A 13,137-nucleotide genomic window follows, 5' to 3' on the forward strand; every position below is an offset into this window, starting at 1 on the left:
GGGCAGTTCCCCGCGCCCCTGAGGGGGGCGGGGCCGTCAGTGGCGGGTGGGCCAGGGGGGGTGGGGCTGGGGGTCGGCGTGGCGGGCGCAGGCGTCGGTGAGGGTTTCCAGCAGGGTCAGCGGGTCCGGCAGCGCGTGCTCGGGGCCGCGCAGCCAGTGCACGGAGCGGCCGTCGTCACCCGGGAGCCGGGCCGGCGGCACCAGGACGTAGGAGCCCCGGCAGTGCCAGCGCAGGCCGGGGTGCTCGTCCATGGTCTCCGGGTGGCAGTCCAGCTCGCACGGCCACCACTCGTCCTCGTCCTCGGGGGTGCCGCGGGTGAGGGTGAACAAGAGCATGCGGCCGTCGTCGCTCTCCGCGACCGGGCCGACCTCGACTCCGGCGTCGAGCAGCCGCTCCAGCGCCTCGCGGCCCGCCTCCAGCGGCACGTCGAGGACGTCGTGCGTCATGCCGGTGGCGGTGATGAAGTTGGCCTGCGGTTGGTGGCGGGCCCAGCGCTCGATCTGCCCGCGGTCGGTGGTGGACTGCGTCTGCCAGGCGAAGGACACCGGGTGCCGGGCGGGGGTCGGACAGCCGACCCGGTCGCAGGAGCACCCGTAACCGGGGGCCGGGTGCGCGGCGGGCGCGAGCGGGAGTCCCGCTCCGGCGGCGGCCAGCAGCAGGGCCTCACGGCCGCCCTCGTCGGCGGCCTCGGCCGGGCCGCTCGCGCGCAGCCACTGCGAGAATCTGCCCCACAGGCCGGTCCGGCCGCCGAACTCCGCGCTCATCTGTCCCCTCGCCTCGCTGTGGTGCGGACAGCATGCCTCATGGTCCCACCATCCTGCGCATCGGGGGGCCGTAGCCGTGAAACGGGGCAGGTGGGACGGGTGGGGCCAGAGTGACGCATGTGCGGCAAGCTCACCGGGGCGCGAGGCCGTGCAGGGCGTAGTCGACGAGGGTGTCGGTGTACTCGTAGGAGATCGGCCCCGTGTACTGGAGCCAGCGCTGGGCGAGCGGGGAGATGAAGAACTCCAGGGCGATCCGCGGGTCGAGGTCGGCGCGCACCTGGCCGGCCTCCTGGGCGGCGCGCAGCCGGTCGACGTACAGCCGGATGGACGGTTCCATCAGCTTGGCCGTGAACTCGCGGCCCACCTGCTCGTCGACCACGCCCTCGGCGGCCAGGGCGCGGGAGGGCGCCTCGAACCGGGGGTCGGTGAGCTGGTCGACGGTGGCCCGCAGCACGGCCTTGATGTCGGCGGCCAGGTCGCCGGTGTCGGGGATGGCGTACGGCTCCCCGTCCGGCGCCCCGGCGTCCCGCGCCGCCTGCTCGCTGAGGTCGAGGAACGCCTCCAGCAGGACGTCGGCCTTCGACCCCCACCAGCGGTAGATGGTCTGCTTGCCGACGCCGGCGCGGGCGGCGATGCCCTCGATCGTGGTCTTCGGATAGCCGGCCTCCGCGACGAGGGCGAGGGCGGCGTCGTAGATGGCGCGCCGGGACCGCTCGCTGCGGCGGGCGGTGTCGGGGGCCGGCTTTCCGGACTGGGTGACCATGGTGCGACGGTACCAAGCGGGTGAGACGGGACGTCTCGTGAACCGTTACGCGTCTTCCCCGGGGTAGCGCACGCCGATCCGCTCGCGGACCGCGTCGAGGGTCCGCATCACCGCGAGGCTGCCGTCGAGCGGGATCAGCGGGGACTCGGTCTCACCGGCCCGCAGCGCGCGCATCACCTCACGGGCCTCGTGGCGGAACGTCGTGCGGGGCCCGTCCGCGGGGTCGGCCGTGAACTCCTCGGGGTCGCGCCCGGCGCGGTGCAGGACGAGACGGTCCGGGTGGAAGAAGCCGGCGGGGATGTCGATGCGGCCGCGCGAGCCGGTCACCGAGGCCGTGGTGCCCGTACCGCCCACGAGGGAGCAGTGCAGGGCCGCGAGCGCGCCGGAGTCCCAGGACAGCGCCAGGACCGTCTGGAGGTCGACGCCCTCGGGGGACAGGACGGCCCGGGCCGAGACGCCCGAGGGCTCACCGAGCAGCAGGTGGGCGAAGGACACCGGGTAGACACCGAGGTCGAGGAGGGCGCCGCCGCCCTGGGCGGGGTCCCGCAGCCGGTGCGAGGGCGGGAAGGGCCCTTCCAGGCCGAAGTCGGCCTGCACGGTGCGGACCTCGCCGATCGCGCCGTCGTCGACGAGGGCCTTGAGGCGGCGGACGACCGGGTTGCAGTACATCCACATCGCCTCCATCAGGAAGCGTCCGCCGGAGCGGGCCAGCGCGACGAGTTCCTCGGCCTCGCGCAGGTTCAGCGTGAACGCCTTCTCGCACAGCACGTTGCGGCCGGCCTCGAGACAGAGTCCGGCGGCGGCGCGGTGCGCGGCGTGCGGGGTGGCGACGTAGACGACATCGATGTCCTCGTCGGCGGCCAGCGACGCCCAGTCGCCGTACGCCCGGGGTATGCCGAACCGGTCGGCGAACGCCTTCGCGGCGGGCTCGGAACGCGAGGCGACCGCGACGACCTCCGCGTCGGGCAGGTCGATCAGGTCCGCCGTGAACGCGGCGGCGATCCCTCCGGTCGCCAGGATCCCCCACCGCACCGTGTCCGTCGTCATACCCCGCCCCGCCCTCGTGCCGTCCCAGCAGTGTGTTCGAGCTGAGAGCATAGGTCGCGAAGACGTCGGAGAGGGAGGGGCGGCCGGATGCCGGAGGGCGGGGCCACGGCCGGTGCGGTGCGCCGCGCCGCGACGGGCGCGAGCACGGGCGAGGGAGCGGGGCCCGGTCTGCCCGCCCGGCGGCGGGCGGGGCTGCTCGTCACCCTGGTGCTGGGCGGTCTGACCGCCACGCCCCCGCTGTCGATGGACATGTACCTCCCGGCGCTGCCCGAGGTGACCCGCTCGCTGCACGCGCCCGCCGCGACCGTGCAGCTCACGCTGACCGCGTGTCTGGCCGGCATGGCGCTGGGGCAGCTGGTCGTCGGCCCGATGAGCGACCGGTGGGGGCGCAGGCGCCCGCTGCTCGCCGGGCTCGTCGTCTACGTGGTGGCGACCGCCCTGTGCGCCCTCGCGCCCACCGTCGAGCTGCTGGTCGCCTGCCGGCTGGTACAGGGGCTGGCGGGCGCGGCCGGGATAGTGATCGCGCGGGCCGTCGTACGCGATCTGTACGACGGTGTGGCGATGGCCCGGTTCTTCTCCACCCTGATGCTGATCTCCGGGGTCGCGCCGGTCGTGGCACCGCTGATCGGGGCGCAGGTCCTGCGGGCGACGGACTGGCGGGGCGTGTTCCTGGTCCTCACGGGCGTGGGGCTGCTGCTGGCCGTGGTCGTGTGGACCAGGCTGCCGGAGACGCTGCCCGCCGCCGACCGGCACGCGGGCGGGGTCGGCGAGGCCCTGCACTCGATGCGCCGGCTGCTCGCGGACCCCCTGTTCACCGGCTACCTCCTCACGGGCGGCTTCGCCTTCGCCGCCCTGTTCGCGTACATCAGCGCCTCGCCGTTCGTGGTCCAGGAGATCTACGGCGCCTCGCCGCAGACGTTCGGGCTGCTGTTCGGCGCGAACTCCGTCGGGCTGGTGCTGGTCGGCCAGCTCAACGGCAGGGTGCTGGTGGGCCGGGTCCGGCTCGACCGGGTGCTGGCCGTCGGCCTCGCGGTGGTCGTGCTGGCCGCGACCGCGCTGCTGCTGATGACCACGGGCGTGTTCGGCGAGGTCGGGCTGGTCCCGGTGGCGGCCGCGCTGTTCGTCCTGATGTCCGCGATGGGCGTCACCCTGCCCAACGCGCAGACCCTCGCCCTGCTGCGGGTGCGGCACTCCGCCGGTTCCGCCTCCGCGCTCCTCGGTACGTCCTCCTTCCTCATCGGCGCGATCGCCTCCCCGCTCGTCGGGATCGCCGGTGAGCGCACCGCCGTCCCGATGGCCGTCGTCCAGTTGGCCGCCGCACTGGTGGCGGCGGCCTGCTTCGTGGGAATGTGCCGTCCCTGGACCAAGGCGGGCGCCGAGGACGGAGGTCCGCGCGCCCGAGTGACGCCGAGAGCGGAGGAAGGGAACTGAGCGCACCGAAGCTGCGCGTCGACACACCCGAACGGGCCGGGCTCGATCCGCAGGAGACGCGACTCCTCGTCCGCGACGTCGTGGACCTCACCACCGGCGACCGGCCCTGGACGGCGGGCGCCGTGGTGGTCGCCGGGCGCGGCCCGGTGATCGCCGTGCGCGAGGCGGCGGGCTGGGCGGTCCGGTACTCGGCGTACGACCCGGTGGCCGACGCGGGGGTGGAGCTCCCGGCGGGGGCGCGGATCCCGATGACCGTCGACACTCCGTTCGACCTGGCGTCCCTCACCAAGCTGTTCACGTCGGTCGCGGCGGTGCAGCAGATCGAGCGCGGGACCCTCGGCATCGACGCGCGGGTGGGCGCCTATCTGCCCGACTTCCACGCGGCGGCCGCCCATGACATCACCGTCCGCCAGCTCCTGACCCACACCTCCGGGCTGCGCCCCGAGCTGCCGCTGTACGAGTACGCGGACGACGCCGACCGCTGGGAGGCGCTACGCGCGCAGACGCCGGTCGGCGCACCGGGCGCGTACGTGTACTCGGACCTGAACATGCTGCTGCTCCAGCGGCTCCTGGAGCGGCTGACGGGCCGCACCCTGGACGTCCTCGTGCGGGAGGGCATCACCCGTCCGCTGGGCATGTCGTCGACCGACTTCGGGCCGTGTCCGGGCGCGGCGGCGACCGAGGACCAGCGACGGCCCTGGGCGAAGGCGGACCGGGGGATGCTGCGGGGTGTCGTGCACGACGAGAACGCCTGGGCGCTGGGCGGGGTGGCCGGTCACGCGGGCCTGTTCTCCACGGGAGACGACCTGGCGGTGTTCTGCCGCACCCTGCTGGCGGGCGGTTCGTACGGTCCGGCGCGCATCCTCGGCCCCGACTTCGTGGAACTGCTGCTCACCCCGCCGGGGCTGGGTTTCGCGGTGGACCGGCCGTGGTTCATGGGCGAGCTGTCCGGCGAGGGCGCGGCGGGACACACCGGGTTCACGGGGACCTCGCTGGTGCTGGACCCTGCGACGGACACGTTCGTGGTGCTGCTGGCCAACGCGGTGCATCCGGTACGCCGGCCCCCGGACAGCGCTCCCCGCGCCCTGCTGGGCACGAGGATGGCGATGGCGGTCCGCTGAGCCGTCCGCAGGGGCGCCGGGTACGGCGGCCCGGGTGGTGGGGCGGGGGTTCTAGAATCTGCGGGTGAACGACGCCGTATCCGCCGCCGAGATCCTCCGTACCGCTCTGGGGGAGCTCCTCGACGGTCTGCCGCCGCGGCAGGCCGGTCAGGCCGTCGAGCGGCTGATCGCGAACTACCGGGGCGCCACCCCGACCGACGCGCCCATCCTGCGCGACCGCGCGGACGTCGCCGCGTACGCCGCCTACCGGATGCCGGCGACCTTCGAGGCGGTCCGGTCGGCGCTGGAGGCCTTCGCGGACGCCGTGCCGCGGTGGTCGCCGGACAGCCATGTCGACGTCGGCGGCGGCACCGGCGCGGCGACCTGGGCGGTGACTTCCACCTGGGGCGGGACGCGCCCGGTGACGGTGCTCGACTGGGCGGAGCCCGCCCTGGCCCTCGGCCGGGAGGTCGCCGCCGCGAACCCGGCGCTGCGCGAGGCCCGCTGGCAGCGTGCCCGTATCGGTACGGCGCTCGCCCTGGACCCCACCGACCTGGTCACCGTCTCCTACGTCCTCAACGAGCTGGCCGCGTCCGACCGGGCCGCCCTGGTGGACACCGCCGCGGCGGCCGCGCAGGCCGTGGTGATCGTCGAGCCGGGCACCCCGGACGGCTACGCCCGGGTGATCGAGGCCCGCGACCGGCTGATCGCCGCGGGATTCGGGATCGCGGCGCCCTGTCCGCACAGCGCGGCCTGTCCCATCGTGCCCGGCACGGACTGGTGCCACTTCTCGGCGCGGGTCAGCCGCTCCTCCCTGCACCGGCAGGTCAAGGGCGGTTCGCTGCCGTACGAGGACGAGAAGTTCAGCTATGTGGCGGCCGCCCGCTTCCCCGTCTCCCCCGCCGCGTCCCGCGTGGTGCGGCGGCCGCAGATCCGCAAGGGCCAGGTGCTCCTCGACCTGTGCGAGGCCGAGGAGCGGCTGAGCCGGACGACGGTGACGAAGAAGCACGGGGACCTGTACAAGGGGGCCCGCGACGCCGACTGGGGCGACGCCTGGCCGCCGGCCCCCTGACCCGGGCGGCCCCGGTGGTCCCGGCGGCCCCCCGTGGCCCGGAGGGGCTCAGGCGGGCTTGAGTCCCTGGTCGCCGACCTCGGTGACGAAGGAGGCGGCCGTGGTGAGCGGGGCGCCCTGCCGGGTGACGTAGGGGACGGTCTTGAAGTCGGCGCGGGCGAGGTCGCGGCCGAGGGAGACGGTCGCGTAGCCGCGCAGGCCGTTGTAGAACCGCAGGTGCGGGTTGGCGGCCATGAAGGTGGCCCAGTTGGCGGGCTTCTCGGCGCCGTTGCCCCCGCTGGAGACCGATGAGGTGACGATCTCCGTGCCGACCGTCCTGGAGTTCTCGTCGGCGAAGTCGCGCTTGATGTCGAAGCCGTAGTGCACGTGGACGTCGCCGGTGAGGACCATCAGGTTCTCGATCCCCGCGGCCTGCGCGCCGGCCAGGATCCGGTTCCGGGAGGCCGGGTAGCCGTCCCAGGAGTCCATGGAGACCTGGGAGGGCACGCTGGTGGAGTTGTGGCGCCGGGCGAAGGTGACCTGCTGCGGGACGACGTTCCACCGGGCGCGCGAGCGGTGCCAGCCGTCGATCAGCCACCGCTCCTGTGCGGCCCCGGTGAGGGTGCGGGCCGGGTTCTCGGACTCGGGCCCCGGGAACTGCCAGCCGTCGCCGTACGCCTGGTCGGACCGGTACTGGCGGGTGTCGAGGACGTCGAGCTGGGCGAGCCGGCCCCAGTGCAGTCGCCGGTAGAGGCGCAGGTCGGGGCCGTCGGGGAGCTGCGGGCGGCGCAGCGGCTGGTTCTCCCAGTACGCGCGGTAGGCGGCGGCCCGGCGGATCAGGAACTCCGCGGCGGGGTCGTCGTTCTCCGACACCGCGCCCGCGTAGTTGTTCTCGGTCTCGTGGTCGTCCCAGGTGACGACGAACGGGTGGGCGGCGTGGGCGGCCAGCAGGTCGGGGTCGGACTTGTACAGCGCGTACTTGAGCCGGTAGTCGTCGAGGGTCACCATCTCGTGGCCGTAGACGGCGGGCACGGTCCCGGCCGGGTAGGCGCGGGCGCCGCCGACACCGCTGACGGCGTACTCGTAGAGGTAGTCGCCGAGGTGCAGGACGACGTCCACGTCGTCCTCGGCGAGGTGCTTGTAGGCGGTGAAGTAGCCCTGGTCGTAGCGCTGGCAGGAGACGACGCCGAGCGTGAGGGAGCCGGGTGCGGCGCCGTGCCCGGGGGCGGTGCGGGTGCGGCCGGTGCGGCTGATCCAGCTGCCCGCCCTGAAGCGGTAGTAGTACACGCGGTCGTCTTCGAGGCCGTCGACCTGGACGTGCACGCTGTGGCCGAACTCCGGGTGCGCGAGGGTGCTGCCGCGTCTGACGGGCCGGCGGAAGCTGTCGTCGCGGGCCACTTCCCAGCGGACGGTGACGCGTCGGGCGGGGAGCCCGCCGTCCGCCTGGTAGGGGGCGGGCGCGAGGCGGGTCCACAGGAGGACGGAGCCCGGCCGGGGGTCGCCGGAGGCGACTCCGAGGGTGAAGGGGTCGGCGGTGAGCCGTGCCGGGTCGAGTTCGGCGGCGGCCGCGGTGCCGGCGGCGGGCAGGTTGACGGCGAAGGCGAGCGCGGCGGCGGCCGCCGTGCCGGTGAGGAACCGGCGGCGCCCCACGTGCCGTGCGGTGGCGCGCAGTTCGGGGGTGTACGGGGACTGGTGTGCTGCGGGTGTCATTCCGGTCCTCCCCTGGGGAATGGCTGCACCATGCATTGGAGTGGCCAGGGACGACCCGCAGGAGTCGACCGCTTGGCGCGTACACAACAGTCGCGTGGCGGACGCGCGCGTTCCGCATACCGGACCCGAAGACATGCCGCTCCCGTACGCTGCCTGCCCATGACTGCCGAGAACCCCCGCGACACAGAACACCCCCACCCCACGGAGAACGCACGGCACACGCAGGAGACACGGCACGCCGGGCGTGCGGCCGATCCGGGCGGCACCGAGGCCCCGGGGAACGGGGCCTCGGTGCCGCCCGGATCGACGAGGATCGCCGTCGTCACGGGCGCGGGCTCCGGCATCGGCCGGGCGGTCTCCGTCGAACTGCTGCGCGCGGGCTGGTCGGTGGCGCTGGCGGGGCGGCGGACGGAGACCCTGGAGGCGACGGCCGCGACGGTGCCCGGGGCCGCGGCTCTCGCCGTACGGACGGACGTCTCGCGCCCGCAGGAGGTGACGGCCCTCTTCGACGCCGTGCGCGGCCATTTCGGGCGGCTGGACCTGCTGTTCAACAACGCGGGCACGTTCGGGCCGGGCGGCGTCCCGTTCGAGGACCTGCCCTACGACGCCTGGCGGCACGTGGTGGACACCAACCTCAACGGGGCGTTCCTGTGCGCACAGGGGGCGTACCGTCAGATGAAGGAGCAGGACCCCCGGGGCGGCCGGATCATCAACAACGGGTCCGTCTCGGCGCACACGCCCCGCCCGCTCTCGGCGCCCTACACCGCGACGAAGCACGCCCTCACCGGTCTGACCAAGTCCCTTTCGCTGGACGGCCGGGCCTACGGCATCGCGGTCGGGCAGATCGACATCGGCAACGCGGCGACCGAGATGACGGCGCGGATGCGGACGGGCGCGTTGCAGGCCGGCGGGGAGGTCGCGCCGGAGCCGCTGATGGACGTCGCCGATGTGGCGCGCACGGTACGGCACATGGCGGAGCTGCCGCTGGAGGCGAACGTGCAGTTCGCGACGGTCCTGGCGACGGCCATGCCGTACGTGGGACGGGGCTGAGCCGGGGCCGTGCCCGGAGTCCGGGCCGCTCCCGGATCGTTCACCGGTGGTCAACCCCTCAACCTGCACAAGCGGACTTTGACCGTCCGCACCATTGCGGCCGATGGCGCACCTATGCTCAACTCTTCTGCACAAGAACTTCACACTTGCAGCACCGCAGTTCCGTGCGGACGGCCTCAGACCACATCCATGGGGGGTAGGGGCAGTCGTCCCACGGCGCCGGGTGGGGGTGGACCTCGCTGGGACCGCGAGGTACGCACCGGCGCCGTGGGACGACTGCCCCACCGTCAACCGTCGGTCGGCGGACGCCCGGTGACGGACTCCCGGTCACCGGCGGCGGGCGCCGGCGCATCCCGACGACCCCTGCGCCGCAGCGTGAACGCCGCGCCCGCGGCCAGCGCCACCGCACCCGCGGCCCCGCCGAGCACCCCCCAGCCACCGGGACCGCCACCGGCCGCCGACGCGGCCCGCGACCCGGCGTGCGGCGCCCCGCCCGCCGACGAACCGCCCGGCGCGCCCGCCTTGGCCCCGCCCTCGCTCAGCGCCTCCACCAGCGTTCCCACCGCTCGCGCCGAACTCCCCTGCGCGAAACCCCAGTCGAGCAGCGCCGCCGTCTCCTCGTACACGGCGTTGTGGCCGCTGCGGGGGTGCAGCACGGTGACGAGGAGGGTGCGGCCCGCGCGGGTCGCGGCGCCGGTGAACGTGTTGCCGGCGTTACTGGTGAAGCCGTTCTTCACGCCGATCATGCCCGGGTACGGGGTCACCCCGTAGGTGCCCGAGAGCAGCCGGTCGGTGTTCTCGATCCGGAAGGTCTTCCCGCCGCCCGCCGGGAAACGCGCGGTCCTGGTGGCGCAGTAGGCGCGGAAGCCGGCGTCGCGCAGTCCGTGCCGGGCGAAGAGCGCGAGATCGTAGGCGGAGGACGTCTGGCCTTCGTGGTCGTATCCGTCGGGACTGACGACCCGGGTGTCGAGCGCCTGGAGGTCCACCGCCCTCGCCTGCATCTCGGCGACGGTCCTCGCGACCCCGCCGTTCATCAGGGCGAGCACCTGCACGGCGTCGTTGCCCGAGCGCAGGAACACGCCCTGCCACAACTGCTCGACGGTGTACGTGATCCCGGCCTTCAGGCCGACGAGGCTGGAGCCCGACGGGATGCCCGCGAGGTCCGCGTCGGTCACCAGACGGCGTTCGGTGCGCCCGAACCGGTCCAGCAGGGTGTCCGCGAACAGCATCTTCAGCGTGGAGGCGGGCGCGAGCCGCAGATGCGCCCGGTAGGAGGCGAGGACCTCGCCGCTGTCGTGGTCGGCGAGCAGCCAGGCCCGGGCGGTGAGCCCCTTCGGCAGCGCGGTGCCCCCGTCCACCTGGACGCCGTCGGCGACGAGCCGTGCGCCGCCGACCGCCACCTCGGACGCGGCGGCGGCCGGGGCCGCGACGAACGGCACGGCGGTCAGGGGCGCGGCGGCCGCGAGGGCCAGCAGGGAGCGCCGGGACGGACGCGGCGGCGGGCCGGGGGAAGGGCGGCGGAATGCGTGCACTGCGGGACCGTACAAGGGGAGCAAAGGGAATGGAAATCCCCAGTCGACTCTCTCCACCTGGGAAAAGCCCCTCCGCAGCCTAGGAATCAGCTGTCTCAACGAATTCTGATCCGGGCGCTCTCATTCTCAGTTCTTACACATCTTTTACTCAGGACGACTCAAAGGTTTCTCCCTAGGTTGTGGCCGCGCCCACAGCGGGCGCCAAGGACCTCAGAGGAACGGGATGTTTGGCATCTATCTCAAGCGTGAACTGGGCCGGCGCAAGAAGGCCGCCCTGGTCATCGCACTGGGGCTGGCGCTCGGAATCGCGCTGGTCATCACCGTCAACTCGGTGTCGGCCGGCATGACGCAGGCGCAGGACAAGGTCCTTCAGTCGCTGTACGGGCTGGGCACCGACATGACCGTCACCAAAGCCCGTACGGCTCCCACCGGCAACAGTTCCGGGGGCCCCAGATTCGAGTTCGACGCGTCGGCGGACGACGATGACGACGCGGAGCAGAGTTCCGACCGGGTCATGACCCAGGGCGGTCAGGCCCTGAAGGCCGCGCTCGTCACGCAGGTGGCCGGCCAGAAGGGCGTGGCCGCCGCGGTCGGCGCCCTCACCCTGAACGTCACCAAGGTCGACGGATCCTTCACCCAGGGCAAGGCGCAGAGCTCCACCGGCGGGAGCGGCAACGGCGGCCAGGGCGGCCCCGGGGGCGGCAACGGCGGCGGCTCCACCGCGGCCCCGCAGGTCCAGGGCGGCGGCGCCTCCTTCGACGTCAACTCGTACTCCGTGGCCGGTGTCGACGTCACCGACCAGGACCTCGGCCCTCTGGCCGGCTCCAAGATCACCTCGGGCGTGACCTTCACCTCGGCGCAGACGAACGCCAAGGTCGCCGTGGTGAGCAAGGCGTACGCCAAGGAGAACTCGTACAAGGCCGGCTCGTCGCTGAAGATCTCCGGCACCACGTACAAGATCATCGGTATCGCCACGCCCGACAGCAGCGACTCCACCACCGACGTCTACCTGCCGCTGAAACAGGCGCAGACCCTCGGGGACGCGGCGGACCAGGTCACCATGATCTACGTCAAGGCGACCGACTCCCAGCAGATCGACACCGTCAAGGCGGCCATCCAGAAGAACATCTCCGGCACGACGGTCACCACCTCCGCCGACCTGGCCGAGACGGTCTCCGGCTCCCTCTCCACCGCTTCGAACCTGGCCACCAGCGTCGGCAAGTGGCTGTCGGTCGCCGTCCTCGTCGCCGCGTTCCTGGTGGCCGCGCTGCTCACGTCCTCGGCCGTGTCCCGCAGGGTGCGCGAGTTCGGCACCCTGAAGGCGCTCGGCTGGCCCAGCCGCCGGGTGACCCGGCAGGTCGTCGGCGAGTCCATGGTCAACGGTCTCCTCGGCGGCGCCCTCGGTATCGGCCTCGGCCTCGCGGCCGCGTACACGGTGACCGCGATCAGCCCGAAGCTGACCGCCGAACTCGGCGGCACCGGCGGCGGTGGCGGCATGGGCGGCCCCGGCGGCGGTCCCGGCCGGCAGTCCGCGTCGAACACGATGGAGATCGCCCTCTCGGCTCCCGTCTCCCTCACCACCATCGCGCTCGCGGTGGGCCTGGCGGTCGCCGGCGGTCTGATCGCCGGCGCGATGGGCGGCTGGCGCGCCTCCCGGATGCGCCCGGCGGACGCCCTGCGCAGCGTCTCCTGACCCGCGCCCGACCAGTCGTCACCCACCCCGTCGTCCCCCTCGCGGGGCAGGCGGAGAACACGGAGAACCCGGAGATCCCATGTACAACCTCACCGGCGTCACCAAGCGCTACACGCGCGGCAAGGAGACGGTCGAGGCGCTGCGCGGCATCGACCTCACCATCGCGGACGGCGACCAGCTCGTCATCCAGGGCCCCACGGGCGGCGGCAAGTCGACCCTGCTCCAGATGATCGGCGGCCTCGACCGGCCGTCCGAGGGAAGCGTCGAACTCGACGGCGTCGACCTCGCGCGCGTCAGCGAGGCGAAGCTGACCCGGCTGCGCGCCGAAAAGATCGGCATCATCTTCCAGTCGTTCAACCTCATCCCGACGCTGACCGCGCAGGAGAACGTCGAGACCGCGCTCGTCCCGCTCGGCGTGAAGGCCGCGGAGCGGCGCGAGCGGGCGGCGGAGGCCTTGCGCTCGGTCGGCCTGGGCGAGCGTCTCAGGCACGCCCCGGCGGAACTGTCCGGCGGTCAGCAGCAGCGGGTCGCGATCGCCCGCGCGCTGGTCAAGAAGCCGAAGGTGCTGCTCGCGGACGAGCCCACCGGCAACCTGGACGAGGGCATGCGTGACGAGATCATGGAAGTCCTCGAAGGGCTGTGGCACGAGTACGGGCTGACGTTCGTCATGGTCACCCACGACTCGTCCATCGCCCGCCGGGCCCCGCGCCTGGCCACCATCAAGTCCGGCCGCCTCACCCTGACGGAACAGGCGACAGCCCGCTCCCGGTAACCCATCGACACCGGAAGGCCCTGCGGGGGCCTGGGCTTTCGGGCGTTGCGGGGCCGGGCCCGGGGGCGTGCGGGGCCAGGCGCTGAAGCCTGAGGGGCCGTTACCGCCTGCCCGGCGGCGAACGGCCCCTTCTGCGCCGTCCGTTACCGGTCGCCGTTGCGGGTCGGCGGTCGCAGGCTGCCGGTCGGCAGTGGTCGGTCGGCAATCGGCTGTGGCCGGTGGG

General features: G+C 73.5%; 11 protein-coding genes. 6 read left to right on the top strand and 5 right to left on the bottom strand.

Annotation, left to right across the window (positions count from 1 at the left end):
* Nucleotides 1–36: 36 nt before the first annotated feature.
* The 3 genes from Saso_RS01275 to Saso_RS01285 all read right to left on the bottom strand — a co-directional run bounded on the left by Saso_RS01275 (nucleotide 37) and on the right by Saso_RS01285 (nucleotide 2,575).
* Complete coding sequence (locus Saso_RS01275; protein ID WP_189917121.1) at nucleotides 37–765, bottom strand: bifunctional DNA primase/polymerase; 729 nt, start codon at nucleotides 763–765, stop codon at nucleotides 37–39.
* Between the two features lie 130 nt (nucleotides 766–895).
* The gene (locus Saso_RS01280) at nucleotides 896–1,528 is read right to left on the bottom strand and encodes a TetR/AcrR family transcriptional regulator (protein WP_189917123.1); all 633 of its coding nucleotides are present in this window, start codon (nucleotides 1,526–1,528) and stop codon (nucleotides 896–898) included.
* Between the two features lie 45 nt (nucleotides 1,529–1,573).
* On the bottom strand, nucleotides 1,574–2,575 hold the full coding sequence (locus Saso_RS01285; RefSeq protein WP_189917126.1) for a Gfo/Idh/MocA family protein: 1,002 nt from the start codon (nucleotides 2,573–2,575) through the stop codon (nucleotides 1,574–1,576).
* A gap of 87 nt (nucleotides 2,576–2,662) precedes the next feature.
* On the opposite strand from Saso_RS01285, the gene Saso_RS01290 reads away from it, so the two are divergent.
* From Saso_RS01290 to Saso_RS01300, 3 genes are all read left to right on the top strand, one after another.
* The gene (locus tag Saso_RS01290) at nucleotides 2,663–4,006 is read left to right on the top strand and encodes a multidrug effflux MFS transporter (protein ID WP_189917128.1); all 1,344 of its coding nucleotides are present in this window, start codon (nucleotides 2,663–2,665) and stop codon (nucleotides 4,004–4,006) included.
* Nucleotides 3,925–5,127 carry a serine hydrolase domain-containing protein gene (locus Saso_RS01295; protein ID WP_372442385.1) on the top strand — a complete coding sequence of 401 codons (1,203 nt, stop codon included), beginning with the start codon at nucleotides 3,925–3,927 and terminating at the stop codon, nucleotides 5,125–5,127. Before Saso_RS01290 ends, Saso_RS01295 begins: the two co-directional genes overlap by 82 nt.
* 64 nt (nucleotides 5,128–5,191) lie before the next feature.
* Nucleotides 5,192–6,178 carry a small ribosomal subunit Rsm22 family protein gene (locus Saso_RS01300; protein WP_189917130.1) on the top strand — a complete coding sequence of 329 codons (987 nt, stop codon included), beginning with the start codon at nucleotides 5,192–5,194 and terminating at the stop codon, nucleotides 6,176–6,178.
* Nucleotides 6,179–6,226: 48 nt separating this feature from the next.
* Here Saso_RS01300 and Saso_RS01305 read toward each other — a convergent pair whose 3' ends face one another.
* Complete coding sequence (locus tag Saso_RS01305; protein ID WP_189917132.1) at nucleotides 6,227–7,867, bottom strand: alkaline phosphatase D family protein; 1,641 nt, start codon at nucleotides 7,865–7,867, stop codon at nucleotides 6,227–6,229.
* A gap of 159 nt (nucleotides 7,868–8,026) precedes the next feature.
* Between Saso_RS01305 and Saso_RS01310 the strand changes: the two genes are divergently transcribed.
* Nucleotides 8,027–8,917: an SDR family oxidoreductase gene (locus Saso_RS01310; RefSeq protein WP_189917134.1), complete on the top strand. Its 891-nt coding sequence runs from the start codon at nucleotides 8,027–8,029 to the stop codon at nucleotides 8,915–8,917.
* Between the two features lie 287 nt (nucleotides 8,918–9,204).
* Here the strand turns inward: Saso_RS01310 and Saso_RS01315 are convergent, their stop codons facing one another.
* Nucleotides 9,205–10,449 carry a D-alanyl-D-alanine carboxypeptidase family protein gene (locus tag Saso_RS01315; protein ID WP_189917136.1) on the bottom strand — a complete coding sequence of 415 codons (1,245 nt, stop codon included), beginning with the start codon at nucleotides 10,447–10,449 and terminating at the stop codon, nucleotides 9,205–9,207.
* Between the two features lie 223 nt (nucleotides 10,450–10,672).
* On the opposite strand from Saso_RS01315, the gene Saso_RS01320 reads away from it, so the two are divergent.
* Together Saso_RS01320 and Saso_RS01325 are read left to right on the top strand one after the other, a co-directional pair.
* A complete protein-coding gene (locus tag Saso_RS01320) occupies nucleotides 10,673–12,142 on the top strand; it encodes an ABC transporter permease (RefSeq protein WP_189917138.1) in 1,470 nt (489 codons plus the stop codon).
* A 79-nt stretch (nucleotides 12,143–12,221) separates the two neighbouring features.
* Nucleotides 12,222–12,914: an ABC transporter ATP-binding protein gene (locus Saso_RS01325; RefSeq protein WP_189917140.1), complete on the top strand. Its 693-nt coding sequence runs from the start codon at nucleotides 12,222–12,224 to the stop codon at nucleotides 12,912–12,914.
* The last annotated feature ends 223 nt before the right edge of the window (nucleotides 12,915–13,137 follow it).

The organism is Streptomyces asoensis, from assembly GCF_016860545.1.
Lineage (GTDB): Bacteria > Actinomycetota > Actinomycetes > Streptomycetales > Streptomycetaceae > Streptomyces > Streptomyces asoensis.